Origin of the sequence: Glutamicibacter nicotianae (genome assembly GCF_016907615.1) — a bacterium.
GTDB lineage: Bacteria > Actinomycetota > Actinomycetes > Actinomycetales > Micrococcaceae > Glutamicibacter > Glutamicibacter nicotianae.
This window is the reverse complement of sequence record NZ_JAFBCH010000001.1, coordinates 197005-214724: the sequence shown is the minus strand read 5'-3', so window position 1 is coordinate 214724 and position 17720 is coordinate 197005. Positions and strand designations below refer to the sequence as shown.

The window sequence follows — 17720 nt, the reverse complement described above, 5'->3', positions numbered from 1 at the left end:
GCATGCCCCTGAACCGCAGCAGCCAATCAACCGAGCGCGCCGAGTCCACCATCTATGCTCCGCAGTATCTTGCCACCACCCTTGGCATGTTCGTGCTCGTCTTCCTGGTCGCCTTCGAATCCATGGCCGTGACGACGGTGATGCCTCTGGTCAGCGAGCTGCTGGACGGTGAACGCTACTTTGCGTTGGCCTTTGCCGCGCCGATCGCCAGCGGCATGCTGGGGATGGTGGCTGCCGGGGAAGTCACCGACCGCTGGGGGCCGAAGCACCCGCTGTTCATCGCCGTTGCCGTATTCTGCGTTGGGCTGCTGATCTGCGGCTCAGCCGAGAACATGCAGGCCCTGATTGCCGGGCGCATCCTGCAGGGAGTCGGCGGCGGCGCGATCACCGTCGCCATCTATGTGCTTATTGCACGGGTGTACCCCGGGCACCTGCACTCGAAGATCTTCGCCCTGTTCGCTACCGCCTGGGTTATCCCGGCGATGATCGGCCCCTGGATGGCGGGCCTGATTGCCGTGCACCTCGGTTGGCGCTGGGTGTTCTCCGGAGTGGCGGTGCTGGTGGTTCTCGCGTTTTGCGGGGTCGTGCCGGCGCTGAAGTCTCTGAGCTCGACGCGCAATCCTGACCTGGGGCCGATTTCCGCCAAACGGCTGGTGCTGGCCGGGGTGACCGGGGTGGCTGTCATCTGCATGAACCTGCTCGGAAATACGCAGGGCCGCTGGTCCCTGATCGGGTTGATCCTGGCGCTGGCGGTGGCCCTGGCCGCGGTTCGCCCGCTGCTGCCCAAGGGCACATTCAGCTTGGCCAGGGGACTGCCGTCCACCATCATGACCCGCATCTTCGTGGCCGGTGCCTTCTTCGGCGTGGAAGTCTACCTGCCCTACATGCTGCGCGAGGATTACCACTTGGGCCCCGACCGGGCCGGCCTGATCCTGACGGCGTCGGCACTGTGTTGGTCGGTGGGCTCATGGCTGCAGGGAAAGCTGGGGGAGAAGGTGGAATCCTCCACCTGCATCACCGTGGGGGCGATTGCCGGCTGCGTGGCGATTTCAACCGCATTGGCTACAGCGGTCTTCCATCCGCCGGTGCTCGTGCTGGTCTGCGGATGGGCTGTGGGCGGCTTCGGCATGGGCATGATCTTCCCGAGGCAAAACGTGAACATGCTGGCCCTGTCCGCCAAGGACGAGCAGGGATTCAACTCATCGGCAATGACCGTGGCCGACTCCCTGGGCAATGCCGGGGTCACCGCCATCGGTGGCGTCATCTTCGCGATGGCCACCACCGGCATGGGGTTCATCTCGGTATTCAGCTTCAGCCTCTTGCTGGTCCTGGTCCTGATCGCCATCTCACCGCGCACCAAAGCTGTTGCGCGGCTGGAAGCCTGACTACGCCGGGGAGATGCGGTTCCTAAGATAAGCCTCGCTCGATCTCTAGTGCTTTGGCGATTCTGCGTTGACCAAGATTGACAATGACGCCAAGAACTATGACTCCGATGGTCAAGATTGGGCCAATGCCTGGAATGGCCGCAAACAACAATCCGAAAATCGCAAAGATTACGATTGCCGAGGTTCCTGCCACGCGATAAGTGCCGGGGCTGTAGCGGCGTTGCTTGTCGCCAATCGTGACAGATTTATTGCCAACCTGATAAGTCGATTGATTACCACCAAACTGACCTGAACTTGCTTGTCTTGGTCCTCTGGACGAGGTTCTTGCCGAGGGTCCATCCGAAATATAAGCATTGGGCACGTCGTAGTGATCAGCCTCAGCGACAAATGATGGAAGCACTGGCATGGAGCGCAACCACTTGTCCGACAAGTCCGTGGCGCGAGCACCATAGATAACAAGTTCAGCGGCAACCCCGGAACCTTTGAGCTTGGCCCAGACTCCAAGAGTCTTACCCATGTCCTCCGCATGCCGAATCGTTGATAAGTAGTGCTGGGAAGTCGTCGGCGTTAATTGCCCAACGCGCTCACCATCCAGACGAACTTCAACCAGTTCTTTCACAGTACCGTTCCGGAGGACATTTTCCAGACGATGCATCGTCAAAACAACCATGCCTTCACCGCGAACCGGTACATACTCGAAAAGATGTTCAAAATGATCTTCTTCCTTGGTCACCTGTAGTGCAGCACCCCAAGGAAGAATCGACACGAGTTCAAGTGGACCGACGTTTATCGGAAGTAGCATGTCAGGCTCAGGCAGGCCCACGCGAATATTCAACTCCACTTCAGTCTTTTGCGCCCCGCTCTGATCCCACTTCCGACGGTTGTAGGCAAAAATATTGCCATTAGTAATCGCAGTGGCGCCTGATGCAGTAATACGCTGAATCACGTTGCTCCACTTACGAGCATCGGCGGACGATAGGTAGCCAACAAGCTGTCCTCCAACGCGCGCGCTAATCGCGTCACCATTAGGGCTATGCGGATTATCAGGCTCAGGAACAAGTTCCACCTTGATATCCGCACGCAAAGGCTCATCGTCAGAAGGGCGGCCGCCGGCAATCTGCAGGATCTTATCCCGCCGATAATACTCACCGACCAGATCCACATCATGCGAAGAACCCGTGGGCAACAAAAACTCAAACATAACTACCCCTAAAGAACGGCCAATGCCTAAGGATGATCCATATCTTCCGGATCCTGATTCTCTTCACCGCGCTCGCCGAGGTGCCGGTCGAACTCTTCTTGCTCGGTTTCAAAGTACGGGTGAGCAGTTAGCTGCTCAATGGGCGGTGCTGGACACCTCGCAGTATCGGCGCCGCGAATCTCTGTGAGACTAAACCCTTCGGGCGTGGTTCTCTGCTCAGTGCCAAGTTGGTCTGGGTTAGTGCCACCGTTTCTAGGTTGGGGCGTTGGATGGGTGCGCGACGTAGGTCTGATGCATTTGTATGGTCTGCCTTGCCAGCACATAGTTTCGACAGCTCTGCGAGAGAAGGCGATTTTTTCGTCACCTATGCGGCGGATGCCTTCAATCAGGTCTCCGAGATTTTGTTGCATCACGAGTCCTATCGTTCGTTGAGGCGACTGTAGGCATCAACTTGCTTAGGCAATGTCTAAGGATTGAGGCTCATATTAACGCTACTGGATGCGTAAGAAGAAAGTTAATTATTTCTCGACTTGGCACGATTCATCCGGTAAAGGACTTGCAATAAGACATCTGTGACGTGCGAAATGCCCTAGAAACTTCCCCGCGGTTCATTTAGAGATACAGGTTCACCTTCGTATCAATTTCAAGATTGCAAAAATGGCATGAACAGACCTGATTACGCTGGGATCATGGGCACCGAGCTTCCGAAAACGAGCAACCCCGCGGCCAGGGCCTTCGAGCAGGCGGGCATCACCAGCCTCGAGCAGGCGGGGCAGGCCGGCGCCGCGGCGCTGCTCGCACTGCATGGCGTCGGCCCGAAAGCCATCCGCATACTGAGCGAAGAGCTGGCCGCGCGCGGCCTGGAGATGAATCCTTGAACTGCCCAGATCAGCCGCGCGGCAGGATCTCCAGGTGGTGCTTTTCCGGTTCCACCAGATGCTTCGCGTACTCGGTGTGCTTGGCAACATAGGCCTTCACATACGGGCAGACCGGAACGATCCTGGCGCCGCTGGCGATGGTGTTCTCCAGCGCGAATTTCACCATGATGCCGGCCAGCCCTTGTCCGCCGTATTCCTCATCCACGGTGGTGTGGAAGAAGATCCGCTCGACTCCTTCTGAACCGTCGAAATCGCGGTAGTGCGCCGCGCCGATGATTTTCCCCTCATCGTCGAGGGCGAAGCGCTGGCGCTCGGGCAGGAAAACTGGCTTGATATTGCTCATGGAAAGCTCCTTGGTGGCTAGGCTGGGTTCACCCGCGGGCGAAGGCGAACGGTGGGAAGTGCCGGGGCCGGCAGGGCTGCCGGGGTATCGGGCGGGAAAGGCCCGAAGCGGTCCTCGGAGGCGTCCCCGGGTTCCGCCCCGATTTCGGCCTGCCACTGTGCACGGAAGGCGAGGACTTCCTCATGGGTGCGGCCCACGAAGTTCCACCACATCAGGATGTCTTCCTTCAGCGGTTCACCGCCGATGAGTAGCGCCAGCACTGGCTGGTCGCCGGACTTCAGGTGCAGGGTCTTGCACCCGGCACGCACGAATCCCAGGTCGCGCGGGGCGAGATCATGGCCGTTGACTTCAAGGCTGCCGGAGTCCAAGAGGATCCCGTGCTCATGGTGCTCGGGAACCACCACCTGGATTTCGGTATTCGGCGCGAGGTGCAATTCCGCGCCGCCGAGCTCGGTATGGGTCTTCACCGGGGAGGTGGAAGATTGCCCAGCTACCGCGTAGGTTCCCAGGAACACCGATAGCGACCAGCCCTCGGCGGTCAGCGGTTCCGGGCGGTAGTTCTCGAAAGTATGCTCCATGTCCTGCGCATGATCGGGCAGCGCGGTCCATAGTTGGGCGCCGTGGAGGATGGTGGTGTCCTCGGTGAGGATTTCCGAATGGCTGATTCCGTGGCCGGCGGTCATCAGATTGACCTCGCCAGGGCGCACGGTTGCCTTGAACCCGGCAGAATCCATGTGGTTGATCTCGCCGGTGAAGAGCCAGGAGACGGTCTGCAATCCGGTATGCGGGTGCCGGGGCACGTTCATCCCGCCGGTGACCTTGACGTCGTCCGGACCGTAATGGTCAAGGAAGCACCAGGCGCCAATCAGGCTGCGCTGCTTTTGCGGCAGCGTGCGGAAGACAGTCATGGCCCGCGGGCCACCCAGCGGCACTTCGCGTGGTTCAAGAATTTCAACCTCTGCTCCGGAGCGCAGTGCATGGCAGTCGATCTCCTGCGGACTCTGCTCAAGATTGCTCATAGGCCAAGGCTATTCACTGCCGCCCGTTTTGACTACTCGCTCCGCTATTTTCCATATCGCCGGAAGCCATGCCATTCCACTGTGCGTGCTTGGGCCCGGCCGCGAAGTTTTCGGCCGGGGTACGATCGATGCAGTGGTATTAGGCATCTTTCAAGGAGCTTGCATCAACGTGGACAGTGCAATTCTTCGCGACGAAGATCTTCTCAAGCTGGAAAAGCAGGTCTGCTTCGGCCTGGCCGTGGCCTCGCGGTCGGTGATCTCGGCGTACAAGCCCGTGCTGGATCCGCTGGGGCTGACTCATCCGCAGTACCTGGTGATGCTGGCCCTCTGGGATCTGGGACCGATGAGTGCCAGTGCCCTCAGCGGGCACCTGCATCTGGATCCGGGAACGCTCTCGCCGCTGGTCAAGCGGCTGGAAACCGCCGGGCTGGTAGCCAAGACGAAAAACCCGGACGATGAGCGGGCAGTGGTTATCCAGCCCACCGAGAAGGGCGCAGCGCTGCGTGCCGAAGCGGTGAAGGTGCCCCGTGAGATGATGGCCCGGCTTGCCCTCTCGGAGAAGGATGTCGTGGAGCTGCGCAGCATCCTGGACCGCATGATTGCCGCTGGTGCGAACGCTCCGAAGAGCTAGGGCCAATTTAGTTGGTGCACCAACTAATGACGTATGATTGATGTGCCAGCACTTGCATGTCAGATGACCGAAGAGGACGACGATCATGGATGAATCACCCCTGCCGATCATTTCCGATACCACCGGACTGAGCGTCGGCTACCGCATTTTCTGGCGCCTGAAGTACCTGGGATTGTCGATCTTCGGTCCTGCCGAGCGCCGCGTCCTGGCCAGCCCGCGCGAGCGCATCAAATGGGATCGCGCAGTGAAGGTCATGCGCGCCCATGAAGCCGCCGGAACCCTGCCGGATGAGCAAACGCTGTACACCGTGAGCCGCATGGAGCCCCGCCGCCCGCAAGGCTAGCCCGCGCAGCTGAGCCCGAAAGCGGGCCGCGATAGAATTGAACCCATGGAATCGATGACTGAGCTTGTAGTCGCCCGGCAGTTTTCCGCACCGAAGAACGCCGTCTGGGCTGCCTTTGTCGAACCGGAAATCATCGCCCAGTGGTGGGGGCCGGAGGGCTGGCTGGTCGAGGACGATTCCGTCGTCTTCGAAGCCAAGGTCGGCGGCCGGCATGAGCTGAACATGGTGCAGGCAGGGAACCCGGAAGTCAGGGTGCCGCTCAAGGCGGTGCTGACCGCCTTCGACGAGTACGAGTGCCTGGCCAGCGCCGACGGCCCGCACGAAATGACCTTGGACCTGGTAATCGAGACCCGCATCGAATTCAAGGAATTCGCCGGCCAGACCATGCTGACGCTGACCCAAACCCCCTTGCCGCATGAGGTGATCGAGTCCAGCACCCAGGCATGGCACTCGGCTTTCGCGAAGCTCGAAGCGCTGCTGGCAGAATACTTCTAGGCCCTACTGCGCAGCAGCGGAAGAAGCGGCGAAATAGCTGCGCACGCCGACCAGCTTCGCTGCCTTGCCGGCCGAAGCGAACCGCAGCACGTGGCTGAAGGGAGTTTCCCTGCCGCCACTGGTGAAGATCCCGTCCGCGCTGCCTTCCTTGCCGTGGGTGAGGATGCTCAGGAAGAGCACCCTGCTGGTCTCGGGGCGAGCATGGACCCACTGTTCCACCGCGTCGCGTCCATGCAGGGCCTGCTCGCCCGGGAACTCCCACACCACATCCTCGGCAAGCCACTGGCGCAGTTCTGCCAGGTCTTTGCCGTACAGCGCAGCCAGCAGCCCCATGATGATCTGATGGCGCGGGGCGTTGCCGCAGGTCGCCGGGGTCTCAACTTCCATGCCAGCTCCTCCTGGATGATGCCCGCGGCCTAGCCTCGCCCGATGTAGGGCATGCCGCCAGCGGTGATGGTGAATTGGTTGATGGATGTCCCCAGTGGAACCCCGGCGATGTAAGCAATGGCTTCAGCGGCTTCGGACAGCGGGAAGGTCGGCTCGACGAGCCGATGGCCGCTGGGCTGCAAGGCGCCCTGGGTGGCGCCGAAATCATCGAGCAGGTCGCTGGCGGTGTTGCCGATATCGATCTGGGTGGCCCTGATCCGATGCTCGCGCCCATCGAGTTCAAGGCATTTTGTCAGGCCTGCGATGCCGTGCTTGGTGACGGTATAGGCAACGGAGTTCACGCGCGGCACCTGGGCAGAAATCGACCCGTTGTTGATGATGCGTCCCCCGCCGTTGGCCTTGAAATGGGCGAACGCCGCCCGGGCGGCATTGATGGCCCCGGTGAGGTTGATCCGGCACACTTCATCCCATTGGGCAGGGTCCAGCTCGTCGATGGCTGCCGGGGGACCGAAGATCCCTGCATTATTGAACAGCACGTCGACCGTTCCGAAACGCTGGGCGGCTGCGGCAAACAGCTGATCCACGGCCTGCGGATCACTGACATCGGTGGGGACCACCAGGGCGGAGCCATGTCCTTGCGCCGTCTCGTGCAGCTTCTGCGCGGTGCGCCCGGCGAGTACCACATTCCATCCCTGCTCCAGCAGCAGGCGGGCGGTGGTGCGGCCGATGCCTGATCCTGCACCGGTGATGACGATGGTGCGCGGGGCGTGCGGGGCGTTAGATGCTTGGGACATCAATTCTCCTTGCGGAAATATCAACGGTATTAGGGTGAGGCGCGTGGTCTCATCCTAGGAATTCGCGCCGCAAAACCCCAGTTTTCTTCTGCATGTTGCGTCGCATTCCCCGGTGCGTTTCCCGGATCGGACAGGCCGGCTACTAACCTTGAAGTGCCCGGTTCGCGCAATCCGGGCCGAATATCCCCGAAGGAGACTTGTGTTCCTCGACGTGCTTTTTGGCGTGCTGCCGCTGTTCTTCGTCATGCTCATCGGCTTCGCCGCCAGCCATGCTCCCAGGTTCCCGGCCAGCGTGGAACCAGCACTGAACGTATTCGTCTTCTATGTCGCCCTGCCGGCCCTGCTCTACAAGGTGGTGGCCCGGGCGGACATCAGCGACGGCGTGCCGTTCGCATTCCTGTGGATCAGCATCGTCTCGGCACTCGTGTTCGCGCTGATCAGCTGGCTGGCTTTCCGCTATCTGCTGCGCGCAGACCGGGCGCGGGCGCTCGCCGGCATGCTGGCCACCAGCTTTGGCAACGTCTCGTATCTGGGCATCCCGATCGTCCTGGGCGTGATGGGAACCGAAGCCGGTTTCGCGGCGGGCATGGGGCAACTGGTCCACAACATCATCTTCATGGTCGGGTTCCCCATCCTCGCCCAAATCGTCCTGCCCCACGCAGGCGGAGGAGAGCACAAGGCCAGTGCTGCGCGCATTGCCCGAACCGTGCGCAACGCCCTGGTCTGCAGCCCGGTCACCTGGGCGATGCTCGTCGGCGGGGCGGTAGCAATCTTCGCAGTGCCGGTGCCGCAGCCGGTGGACGACACCATCGACCTGGTGGCCGCCGCGGCTGCTCCGGGCGCGCTCTTCGTCATCGGCATGTCGCTGAAGCGGACCATTGACCGAGCACGTTCCAGGCGCCGGGCGCCGGCGGCCGCGGACGGTACCGCGCCAGCCGCCCGTTGGGCGAAAACTTCCATCGCCACCATGGTCGTGGGCAAGCTCGTGGCATTCCCCGTGCTGGTGGTGGCCATGCTGCTTGCCTTCGCCCCCGGGCTGGACCGCATCTGGTTCAATTCGGCGGTGCTCATGGCGGCCATGCCGGTGAGCGCAACCGCCTACATCATGGCGCAAAACGACACCGGGGATGGCGAACCGACCGCGGTAGCCATCGTCATCACCTGCGTCCTGTCGGTCATAGCATTGCCGGTGCTGGCGCAGCTGGCGCTGAAGTAGCCTTCCGCGCAGTCCTTGACCTTTGCCCCGACCGGGGACAGGCTGGTAGCACCACATGCCAACCGGCCCGGAGTTTCCAGCCGCAGAGATGAGATGCAGGGATTCAATGAAGAAGTTTTCGCTGACCGCCATTGCCCGGGCCCAGCTGCGCGACGCCGAGCACGCGGGCAATGGGCGCGCCGCCAGCACGGTGTTCGGTGGACATGAGCATACGCTGCGCCAAACCGTCATCGGGATCAAGGCCGGCACCGAGCTGCAGGAGCATGTGAACCCCGGCGAAGCGACACTGCTGGTCCTCGGCGGGAGGGTCACCGTCTCATCGATGGGCAACCAGTGGGAGGGGCGCAGCCAGGACCTGATCGTGCTGCCCGAAGGGCGGCTGAAAATCAGCGCTACCGAGGATTCCAGCGTGCTGCTCACGGTGGCCAAGACCGATCGCTAGGCGGAAGCGAACTGCGGGCCAGTCCACATCAATGGGCGGGGCCGGTTTCGGCAACGGCTCATGCCGCTGCATTCGCGTTTGCGGCGTCCCAGAGGGCAAGCGCGCGCGACCGCGAACCGGATTAAAAAAACGCAGAGGCCAGGTCCCGACGCCTCAGGGGTTGGCCTCTGCGTGGTCTTGAGGGGCGACTAGCGCCCTTGATGCTGGCCGAATAGGCGGCTGAACAGCGAGGGGACCTCGCGGGTGATCCGCGGCTGGCGGGCGATATCGGGATCCAGGCCTTCGATAGGCTGGAACAGCCCGGTGCGCAACGCGTCGGTGGTGGCAACGAGGCGCTGGCCCTCCGGTGAGCAGTTGATCTTGCCAGTGTTGATAGCGGTCATTGCGACCCTCCTTCGCGATTCTCTATTTCCATAATATGGAAATTATGTTTTGTCTTGCGAAACCATTATGTGCACCATGGTGGATTGTTGGCAATAGCTAGGAGCAAAATTTTCTATCCGCAATGCGGAAAACTTTCATAAGTCACACTTGTTAAAGATTTTCCGGCTTTGACTTGACGGCGACGCTGTGAGGTGGATTACAGTGGTGGCACAAGGTTCCACGAAACCAGCATCGAGTCGAAGCCGAAGTCTCCTTCGGTGGTAAGGGTGTTCAGCCAAGGTCCGTGGAAAGAACGACCGTTTGAAAAGAGCTGATCACCCGATGCGACTAGACGTATTCAATCAATTGCCCGCAGCCGAGGCTGCAGATTTCCTGCGCCCCTGCGTGGATGTCGACCGCTGGATCGATGCACTTGTTTCCGCCCGTCCTTTCAACAGCTTCGATGAGCTTTCCAGCTATGCGCTTCAGGACGTCGCCCCCTTCAACCGCGAGGAAATCGCAGCCGCCTTGGCGCACCACCCGCGCATCGGCGAACAAGCGCAGGGCAGCAGCAAGGAAGCCGACCTCTCGCGTGGCGAACAGGCAGGCCTGGACCTCGATAGCGATGTCACCGCACGCCTGGCCGCGGCCAACAAGGCCTACGAGCAGCGCTTCAACCGGGTCTTCCTCATCCGCGCCGTCGGCCGCAGCCCCGAAGAAATCCTCGCCGAATGCGAACGCCGGCTGGCCAATGGCGAGCAGGAAGAACTTCTTGAAGTTGCCGAGCAGCTGCGCCAGATCGCGCTGCTGCGGTTGCAGAACGCGGTGGACAACTAAGCCAATGCCCGGGGCTTACCCCGCGCATTTACCGACCCCTTATCCCTCCGACAGCCAGGAGATGAACATGGCAGATGGCAACGGCGAACGCAGCCACATCACCACCCACATACTCGACACCGGGACCGGGAGGCCTGCCTCCGGTGTCAAGGCCACGCTGGAAGCCAAGACGGCATCCGGCTGGCAAGAAATCGGTTCAGGTTCCACGGATGCCGATGGCCGCATCAAGAACCTCGGACCGGTACAGGTTGAAGCCGGCCGCTACCGGATTTCCTTTGAAACCGGCGGCTACTTCGGGAAGCAGGGAACGGAAAGCTTCTTCCCCGCGGTAAGCATCGATTTCTTCGTCAATGACGTCGACGAGCACTACCACGTACCTCTTCTTATCAGCCCGTTTGCATATTCCACGTACCGAGGAAGTTAGAACCATGACTACCGAAATCACCGCCCCAGCAGGCACCAAGATCGTGCTGGGCTCCAACCAATACGGCAAGGCCGAAGTCCGCCTGGTCAAGATCACCCGCGACACGGTTCGCCACCAGATCCAGGATCTGAACGTCACCAGCCAGTTGCACGGCGACTTCACTGCCGCGCACCAGGATGGCGACAATGGCCGCGTTGTCGCCACCGACACCCAGAAAAACACCGTCTATGGCTTGGCCCGCAACGGCGTGGGCGCCATCGAGGAGTTCCTGGTGCAGCTTGGCGAGCACTTCACCGGAGAATTCGATTGGATCACCGGTGGCCGCTGGGCAGCCCAGCAGTTCTTCTGGGACCGCATCAACGACCACGACCACGCCTTCTCGCAGAACAAGTCCGAGGTCCGCACCGCCGTGCTGGAAATCGGCGCCGACGGCAAGAAGTCGATCGTTGCAGGCCTGGAAGACCTCACCGTGCTGAAGTCCACGGGCAGCGAATTCCACGGCTTCCCGCGGGACAAGTACACGACACTGAAGGAAACCACCGACCGCATCCTGGCCACCGACGTGACCGCGCGCTGGCGCTACACCGAGCAGGCCATCGCCGAGGGCATCGACTTCGACGCGGTCTACACCTCGGTGCGCCAGCTGCTGCTGACCCGCTTCGCCGACACCCACTCGTACGCGCTGCAGCAGACCATGTTCCAGATGGGGCAGGCAGTGCTCGAAGCGCATCCGGAAATCGCCGAGATCAAGATGTCGCTGCCGAACAAGCACCACTTCCTGGTGGACCTCGAGGTCTTCGGCCAGGACAACCCGAATGAGGTCTTCTTCGCGGCTGACCGCCCGTACGGACTGATCGAAGCGACGATCACCCGAGAAGGCACCGAGGCGAATCACCCGATCTGGGCAAATATTCCGGCATTTATCTAAACGAACAGCGTTGAAGGTGTGCCGGTGCTGGCACACCGGCACACCTTTGGCAGCGACTGACGTAGGAGGTCAGCCTTGAGCGCTACACAAGATGAATCTATCAAAGGCAATCGTCCCGAGGACATCAAGCTTCCGCTGGGGAAGTCCTTTGCCTATGGCTTGCAGCATGTCCTGACGATGTACGGGGGAATCATCGCCCCGCCGCTGATCATCGGCAACGCCGCAGGGCTGGCTCCGGACGAAATCGGCCTGCTGGTCGCCTGCTGCCTGTTTGTCGGCGGGCTGGCCACCATCCTGCAAACCGTGGGCATCCCGTTCTTCGGTGCGCAGCTGCCGCTGGTCCAGGGCACCTCCTTCGCCTCCGTGGCCACCATGGTGGCCATCGTCAATGGCGGTGGCGGCATCCAGGCTGTCTTCGGCGCGGTGCTCGTCGCTGCGCTGATCGGCTTCCTCATCGCACCGTTCTTCGCCCGCATCATCAGATTCTTCCCGCCGGTGGTGACCGGCGTGGTCATCACGATGATCGGCATCTCGCTGACCCCGGTCGCAGCCAACTGGGCCATGGGCGGGGACGCCAAGGCCGAGGGCTACGGGTCGCTGGCCAACATCGGCCTGGCCGCCGGAACGCTGCTGGTGGTCCTCCTGCTCTCCAAGGTCGGCAATGCCGCGATCTCCCGCATGTCGATCCTGCTGGCCATCGTGCTGGGCACGGTCGCCGCGGCACTGCTGGGCATGGCAGATTTCTCGCAGGTCGGCCACGGCGCGATCTTCGCCTTCCCGCAGCCGCTGGCCTTCGGCATGCCGGTCTTCGAAATCGGCGGCATCATCTCGATGACCATCGTGGTGCTGGTGATCCTCACCGAAACCACCGCTGACATCCTCGCAGTGGGCGAGATTGCCGGCTCGAAGGTGGATTCCAAGCGCATCGCCGACGGCCTGCGCGCCGACATGGCTTCCTCCGCGGTAGCCCCGATCTTCAACACCTTCACCCAGTCGGCCTTCGCGCAGAACGTCGGCTTGGTGGCCATCACCGGAATCACTAGCCGCTTCGTAGTCGCTGCCGGCGGTGGCATCCTCGTGGTGCTCGGCTTGCTGCCGATCCTCGGCCGCGTGGTCGCGGCCATCCCCACCCCGGTGCTCGGCGGTGCTGGCATCGTGCTCTTCGGCACCGTTGCCGCCTCCGGAATCCGGACCCTGTCCAAGGTGAAGTACGACGGCATGAACCTGGTGATTGTCGCCGCCTCGATTGCCTTCGGCTGCATCCCGATCGTGAAGCCCGACTTCTATGCAGGATTCCCCACCTGGTTCGAGACGATCTTCCACTCCGGAATTTCCTCGGCAGCCGTGATGGCCGTGCTGCTGAACCTGCTGTTCAACGAGCTCAAGTTCGGAAACACGAAGAATGCATCAGTCTTCTCGGCAGCTCCGCCGCGGATGGTCAAGACCGAGGAGATCTGCGGACTGCTCGAGGGCGACCACTACGTGGGCGGCAAGCTCATCGACAAGGAAGGCTACGAGATTCCTGTAGTCACGCCCGATGAGTTCGAGCAGATCCAGACAGGGGCCATCGAGATGCCTGTACCCAGGCTTGCCGGGAGCCCGGAACACTAAGCCGGAGCAGGCAGAGCCCGAACAGGACAAGAACGACCGCGACGAGATGGACAAGGATCCATCCTGAGCGAGGCGAACGCCCGCAGGCCCGAGAGCCTGCGGGCGTTCGCCCGTGGTGGGCTCAAGACCTCGATGGATTGGTCCACAGCAGTGCGCCTAGCGCTGGGAGCCTCCTACCCCGAGCCAGGCGACCAGGACTCGGTTCCGGGCGTGCAGCATTGAGTTTCTTCTCAGCGGCGCGTATCGCCGACTGCGTGCACCAGGCGGCGACCGCCGCAGCCAAGGCGACGAGTGCAGCGGCTGGCAGTAGGTAGGCTGCGTTTTCCGCGCCGATGAGCAAAGCCATCAGGATGCCTGCAGGAATGCAGAGGAGCGCCGCCGTCGCGGTGGCTGTTGGAACCCGCCGCTGCATAACGCCTGCGGAGCTTCGATGATGCCGGAAGGCGAGCACTGCATAGACCCCGCCAGCAACCAGCAGCCCGTGCAGCGCCCCGAAGGGCAGGCCGTACATGAATGTTATGACCGCATAGCCTGCAGGCCCAGGGAGTTCGAGAGCGGTGACGCATATGGCGGCCACCAGGATGCCGGCTGCTGTTCCGCGCACCAAGAGTGGAAACAGGAGTTCCGAGGGATGCGTCAGTTGAAGGCGGTTCATAGGCCCAGATTAGGCCATCTCATGGCGTTGATCTGCATTCGCCGACCAGGTCCTGCCATCTTCGGACAATGGCGGGCCTATCTTTAACGGCACGATTGCAGAATCAATATTGCTCTGCCGGCTCACCTGCATCGCCAGTCTGTGTTGGGATGGGACCACCTCCATTTAGATGACACATGACCTGCGCCACGCGGCTAGTGTGAATACAGTTTCCTGTTCCCCAACCGGCACATGCTGGCCGCGTGGCTGCGGTTCAAAGTCCACCGGATGAATCATGGAGCCTGTCAGGTGGATGATGTAAGTCCCCACTTAATTGGAAGAAAGAGACTAGGAAAAACACGATATGACTATCCTGAAAGACCAGGCTACTAACAAACAGTAATACCCAATTTTCTATGTGCAGGATAAAATTCGTCTCGATACTCGCGTCGTAGCATTTGGGGAAAATTGAAAACTAAATTATCTGCTCTGATCCTCAGCATTGCTCTGGGAATCAGTCCACTTATGGCAGTGCCGGCGCAAGCCAGCATGGGGGACTGCACCGTCGAAGGCAGCAGCGCGGTTTGCACTGGAGACGACCAGCAAGCAGTGCATGGCAATACTTCCATCACTGACTTGATCTTGGAGAACGCGCCAATTAAGGGTGATGTTCTGAAAAGCATGACCGCGCTAAACCGTCTGGCGTACAACGGTCCGATTGACGTGGACTTACGAGAATTCTTGAACGCACCAGCTTTAGCACAACTGGAAATCACGTTCGACACGAAGCCAGTCCGTGTGCTGGCAGGTACTGAATTCAAGCTTCAAACCTTCAGAGGTTTCGACGGCGAACCTTTCAGCTTGGAAATCGGAGACTACTTTACGAACGACGGATGGACAGATCCGCCAGTCAAGCAGGTGGGGTTTAATACTTTCGTTGCCCCCAGGGCAACGCATATTCGCTTCTTGGATGGATACTACGGGGGGCAGCACAAGGCAGACGGGCGCAGCCTGCAGTACAACATCCATGTCGGTGAACAATATGTTGTCTCTGCATATGAAGAATTGTCATGGCTGGGTACGGGAAAGTTACAGGCTAGCTATACCCCCTTCGGCGAAGCTTCAATCTTGAATCCGTCGGCAACTACGGTTCCCGTCGGTACTTGGGTGACTGCTGCAGGCAGCAAAACCTCCACCGGCTTCGCCATGAAAACCAATTGCACTTGGAGCCGCGGCAGCACAGTAGTCCAAAAATCAAAAAGTGGAGATTCAGGCGGCTGCGCTTACAAGCTGAGCAAGGCAGACTCCGGCAAAAAGCTCACCGTCAAAGCAACGCACCATGAGTACTGGGGCGAAACAGAATACTGGCAAAGCACAACGGAAACCTTCTCCAGAATTTTCACTGTCCAGGATCCAATCCTGTTAAAACTGGGGCGGATTGACTCGGCGCAGGTAGGGAAGAAGCTCACTGCGAAGTTCTCCAATGCGCCGTCAGGTGTAAAGCTCAAATACCAGTGGCTTCGCGCAGGGGAGAGAATCAAGGGCGCCACCAAGTCCACTTACACGCCAACCACTGCGGATTTGGGCAAACGCCTCGCTTATTCGGTAACGGGTTCAAAATCTGGAATGTACCCGGTTGTCCATACCTCGTATGACACCTCCCGGGTCACAAAGGGAAAATACACTGTCACTAAAGCGCCGCGTATCAGTGGCAAGACAGTCTATGGACAAACACTGAAGGTCAATCCTGGCACCCGTTCCACCAAGCCGGGAAAGTTTAGGTACCAGTGGCTGCGTGATGGCAAGACCATCAAGAACGCTACGAAGACCACCTACAAACTGGGTCTGTCCGATACAGGCAGGAATATCAGCGTCCGAGTCACCGCCAGCGGTCCCGGATTTGCAACTCAGACAAGCACCACTGCTAAGACCAAGAAGGTAGCCAAGGCGAAGTTCACGGTAAAGAAGGGAGCATCCGTATCGGGCAAGATGAAGGTTGGCTCGAAACTGACAGTCAAACCCGGTTCGTGGAGTCCGAAACCCGAGAAATACAAATACCGGTGGTACCGTTCTGGCGCCCCGATCAGCAAAGCCACCAAGTCGACCTACAAGGTGACCTCGCGGGACCTGGGCAAGGTTGTCTACGTGAAGGTCACCGGAAGTAAGAAGGGCTACGCCTCGAAGACCTCAACTTCTTCGGTTAAGTAGCATCGTCAGCGACTGGCCGACAACTACGTGTTCACGTGGTTGTCGGCTTTTACGCCCTGCCCGACTCAAGACGGACGATGTAACCTCATGACCAATACGGGGATGAAGTTGCCCATCCTTCGATGAACTATTGGCTACCTCCGAGCACAATCGAATGACGGCACTTTCGAATCATGTCCCACATACTTACTTTTTAAATGTGTGATGTCTCAAGACACCGGTGACACTTCTGTCTCAGGACATCGGTAACAGATCAGACCGGATTACTCTGTCTGTCAGGCTGAAGTGAGGCCACTGATTCATAGCAAGTAAACCTTCCCCCTCCGGAAAAGCTGGGGGAGAACCCCCGCAATCTAGCGGATAAGTTCCCGGGCAAAGATATATGTCCACCACGTCATATACCACCTCGATGGGTTCATAAGGCCCCGGATTACCCGGCGTGGCAGTAGCCAAACCGCCGGTTTTTGCAATAATGACCGATGTGAACATTGCTCAGCCCGGTGAAGGGCACCCGAATAAAAGGCCTCCGTCAATGGCGGATGTAGCGGCCATGGCAGGGGTGTCGCACCAGACTGTGTCGCGAGTGCTCAACAACCACCCCAATGTCCGGTCCGGAACGCGTGACCAGGTCATGGAAGCAATCCGCAAACTCGGGTATCGCCGCAATCGAGCTGCCCGTGCTTTGGCGACATCGCACTCCAGCACCATTGGGATTCTGACCATCGGCAGCGAGTTCTTCGGACCGCAGTCAACCGTGCTGGCCATCGAAGCAGCAGCCCGCGCGCAAGGCTACTTCGTCAGCGTGACCGCATTGGATCGCTACGACGCTCACAGTGCAACCGAAGCCTTGAACCACCTGGTTGACCAAGGGGTTGACGGCGTGGTGATGGTCGCGCCGTTCGAAAACGTCATTGACGCCCTGGATGATGCGGCGCTCAAGATCCCAGTGGTGGTTGTCGCCGCCCGCACCAGCGTTCCGGTCTCGGATCCGGCTCGCTACGTCTACGTTGACCAGCGCGAAGGCGCGCGCCTGGCTACCGGGCACCTCCTGGCTTTAGGCCATCGCAAAATTGCCCATGTCTCCGGTCCAACCGGCTGGTTCGACGCCACCGAGCGGCAAATCGGCTGGCAGGAAAGAATGCTCGAAGCCAAGGCGCCGATTATTGAAGTGCCCGCCGAATCATGGCTGGCGCCCAGTGGCTACGAGGCGGGCAAGAGGCTGGTTGACTCGGTGCGCGTCGGGGAAGTGACGGCAGTCTTCGCCGCGAATGACTATCTCGCCACTGGCATCCTGCGCGTCTTCTGGGAAGCCGGGCTGGATGTGCCAACCGATGTCTCGGTGATCGGTTTCGACGACCTGCAGATTTCGAATTTCCTCATTCCATCGCTGACCACTGTCCGGCAGCCATTCAGGGACGTCGGGCATGCGGCACTCACGGAATTGCTCGAAGGCGACACCGCCGATAAATCTCCAAAGGTGATCGCTCCAACGCTGGTCATGCGGGCGAGCACGGCCCCGCCGAGGTCCCAGTAATTCTGTTCTAGTTGCCCGCATCTCGACAGCGGGTGTTGCGCATCACG

Annotated in this window: 21 protein-coding genes; 13 read left to right on the top strand and 8 right to left on the bottom strand. The window is 60.3% G+C overall.

The window, feature by feature from the left end:
* The first annotated feature begins 2 nt into the window (after positions 1-2).
* Entirely contained in the window at positions 3-1385 is a 1383-nt protein-coding gene (locus JOE62_RS01110; protein ID WP_204719703.1) for an MFS transporter, read from the top strand.
* Positions 1386-1407: 22 nt separating this feature from the next.
* On the opposite strand, the gene JOE62_RS01105 is transcribed toward JOE62_RS01110, so the two are convergent.
* Together JOE62_RS01105 and JOE62_RS01100 are read right to left on the bottom strand one after the other, a co-directional pair.
* Positions 1408-2586 carry a hypothetical protein gene (locus tag JOE62_RS01105; protein WP_204719701.1) on the bottom strand — a complete coding sequence of 393 codons (1179 nt, stop codon included), beginning with the start codon at positions 2584-2586 and terminating at the stop codon, positions 1408-1410.
* A gap of 26 nt (positions 2587-2612) precedes the next feature.
* Positions 2613-2996: a hypothetical protein gene (locus tag JOE62_RS01100; RefSeq protein WP_204719700.1), complete on the bottom strand. Its 384-nt coding sequence runs from the start codon at positions 2994-2996 to the stop codon at positions 2613-2615.
* Positions 2997-3248: 252 nt separating this feature from the next.
* Here JOE62_RS01100 and JOE62_RS01095 point away from each other — a divergent pair, with 252 nt between their 5' ends.
* A complete protein-coding gene (locus tag JOE62_RS01095; protein WP_204719698.1) occupies positions 3249-3464 on the top strand; it encodes a helix-hairpin-helix domain-containing protein in 216 nt (71 codons plus the stop codon).
* A gap of 10 nt (positions 3465-3474) precedes the next feature.
* On the opposite strand, the gene JOE62_RS01090 is transcribed toward JOE62_RS01095, so the two are convergent.
* Together JOE62_RS01090 and JOE62_RS01085 are read right to left on the bottom strand one after the other, a co-directional pair.
* A complete protein-coding gene (locus JOE62_RS01090; protein WP_204719696.1) occupies positions 3475-3807 on the bottom strand; it encodes a GNAT family N-acetyltransferase in 333 nt (110 codons plus the stop codon).
* Between the two features lie 17 nt (positions 3808-3824).
* Positions 3825-4826 (bottom strand): pirin family protein, encoded by a 1002-nt coding sequence (locus JOE62_RS01085; RefSeq protein ID WP_204719694.1) that lies wholly within the window; start codon positions 4824-4826, stop codon positions 3825-3827.
* A gap of 169 nt (positions 4827-4995) precedes the next feature.
* Between JOE62_RS01085 and JOE62_RS01080 the strand changes: the two genes are divergently transcribed.
* The 3 genes from JOE62_RS01080 (at position 4996) to JOE62_RS01070 (ending at position 6295) form a co-directional block, all read left to right on the top strand.
* Entirely contained in the window at positions 4996-5457 is a 462-nt protein-coding gene (locus JOE62_RS01080) for a MarR family transcriptional regulator (protein WP_204719692.1), read from the top strand.
* 85 nt (positions 5458-5542) lie between these two features.
* A complete protein-coding gene (locus JOE62_RS01075; protein ID WP_204719690.1) occupies positions 5543-5800 on the top strand; it encodes a hypothetical protein in 258 nt (85 codons plus the stop codon).
* Positions 5801-5845: 45 nt separating this feature from the next.
* Positions 5846-6295, top strand: a complete 450-nt coding sequence (locus tag JOE62_RS01070) for an SRPBCC family protein (RefSeq protein ID WP_204719688.1) — start codon at positions 5846-5848, stop codon at positions 6293-6295.
* A gap of 3 nt (positions 6296-6298) precedes the next feature.
* Here JOE62_RS01070 and JOE62_RS01065 read toward each other — a convergent pair whose 3' ends face one another.
* Both JOE62_RS01065 and JOE62_RS01060 read right to left on the bottom strand, forming a co-directional pair.
* Complete coding sequence (locus JOE62_RS01065; protein ID WP_204719687.1) at positions 6299-6682, bottom strand: nuclear transport factor 2 family protein; 384 nt, start codon at positions 6680-6682, stop codon at positions 6299-6301.
* 29 nt (positions 6683-6711) lie between these two features.
* The gene (locus JOE62_RS01060; RefSeq protein WP_204719685.1) at positions 6712-7476 is read right to left on the bottom strand and encodes an SDR family oxidoreductase; all 765 of its coding nucleotides are present in this window, start codon (positions 7474-7476) and stop codon (positions 6712-6714) included.
* A gap of 199 nt (positions 7477-7675) precedes the next feature.
* On the opposite strand from JOE62_RS01060, the gene JOE62_RS01055 reads away from it, so the two are divergent.
* Positions 7676-8692: an AEC family transporter gene (locus tag JOE62_RS01055; protein WP_204719683.1), complete on the top strand. Its 1017-nt coding sequence runs from the start codon at positions 7676-7678 to the stop codon at positions 8690-8692.
* A 106-nt stretch (positions 8693-8798) separates the two neighbouring features.
* Positions 8799-9134 (top strand): cupin domain-containing protein, encoded by a 336-nt coding sequence (locus JOE62_RS01050; protein ID WP_204719681.1) that lies wholly within the window; start codon positions 8799-8801, stop codon positions 9132-9134.
* Positions 9135-9322: 188 nt separating this feature from the next.
* Here the strand turns inward: JOE62_RS01050 and JOE62_RS01045 are convergent, their stop codons facing one another.
* Complete coding sequence (locus JOE62_RS01045) at positions 9323-9517, bottom strand: hypothetical protein (protein WP_066142901.1); 195 nt, start codon at positions 9515-9517, stop codon at positions 9323-9325.
* Positions 9518-9839: 322 nt separating this feature from the next.
* Here JOE62_RS01045 and uraD point away from each other — a divergent pair, with 322 nt between their 5' ends.
* The 4 genes from uraD (at position 9840) to JOE62_RS01025 (ending at position 13297) form a co-directional block, all read left to right on the top strand.
* Positions 9840-10334 (top strand): 2-oxo-4-hydroxy-4-carboxy-5-ureidoimidazoline decarboxylase, encoded by a 495-nt coding sequence (gene uraD, locus JOE62_RS01040; RefSeq protein WP_204719679.1) that lies wholly within the window; start codon positions 9840-9842, stop codon positions 10332-10334.
* A 67-nt stretch (positions 10335-10401) separates the two neighbouring features.
* The gene (gene uraH / locus JOE62_RS01035; protein WP_038993376.1) at positions 10402-10758 is read left to right on the top strand and encodes a hydroxyisourate hydrolase; all 357 of its coding nucleotides are present in this window, start codon (positions 10402-10404) and stop codon (positions 10756-10758) included.
* 4 nt (positions 10759-10762) lie between these two features.
* Positions 10763-11686 carry a factor-independent urate hydroxylase gene (gene pucL, locus JOE62_RS01030; RefSeq protein WP_204719678.1) on the top strand — a complete coding sequence of 308 codons (924 nt, stop codon included), beginning with the start codon at positions 10763-10765 and terminating at the stop codon, positions 11684-11686.
* 75 nt (positions 11687-11761) lie between these two features.
* Positions 11762-13297, top strand: a complete 1536-nt coding sequence (locus tag JOE62_RS01025; RefSeq protein ID WP_204719676.1) for a nucleobase:cation symporter-2 family protein — start codon at positions 11762-11764, stop codon at positions 13295-13297.
* A gap of 121 nt (positions 13298-13418) precedes the next feature.
* On the opposite strand, the gene JOE62_RS01020 is transcribed toward JOE62_RS01025, so the two are convergent.
* Complete coding sequence (locus JOE62_RS01020) at positions 13419-13952, bottom strand: hypothetical protein (RefSeq protein ID WP_204719674.1); 534 nt, start codon at positions 13950-13952, stop codon at positions 13419-13421.
* A 447-nt stretch (positions 13953-14399) separates the two neighbouring features.
* On the opposite strand from JOE62_RS01020, the gene JOE62_RS01015 reads away from it, so the two are divergent.
* The gene (locus JOE62_RS01015; protein ID WP_204719672.1) at positions 14400-16139 is read left to right on the top strand and encodes a hypothetical protein; all 1740 of its coding nucleotides are present in this window, start codon (positions 14400-14402) and stop codon (positions 16137-16139) included.
* A gap of 532 nt (positions 16140-16671) precedes the next feature.
* Positions 16672-17673 (top strand): LacI family DNA-binding transcriptional regulator, encoded by a 1002-nt coding sequence (locus tag JOE62_RS01010; RefSeq protein WP_239543097.1) that lies wholly within the window; start codon positions 16672-16674, stop codon positions 17671-17673.
* Positions 17674-17720 lie beyond the last annotated feature (47 nt).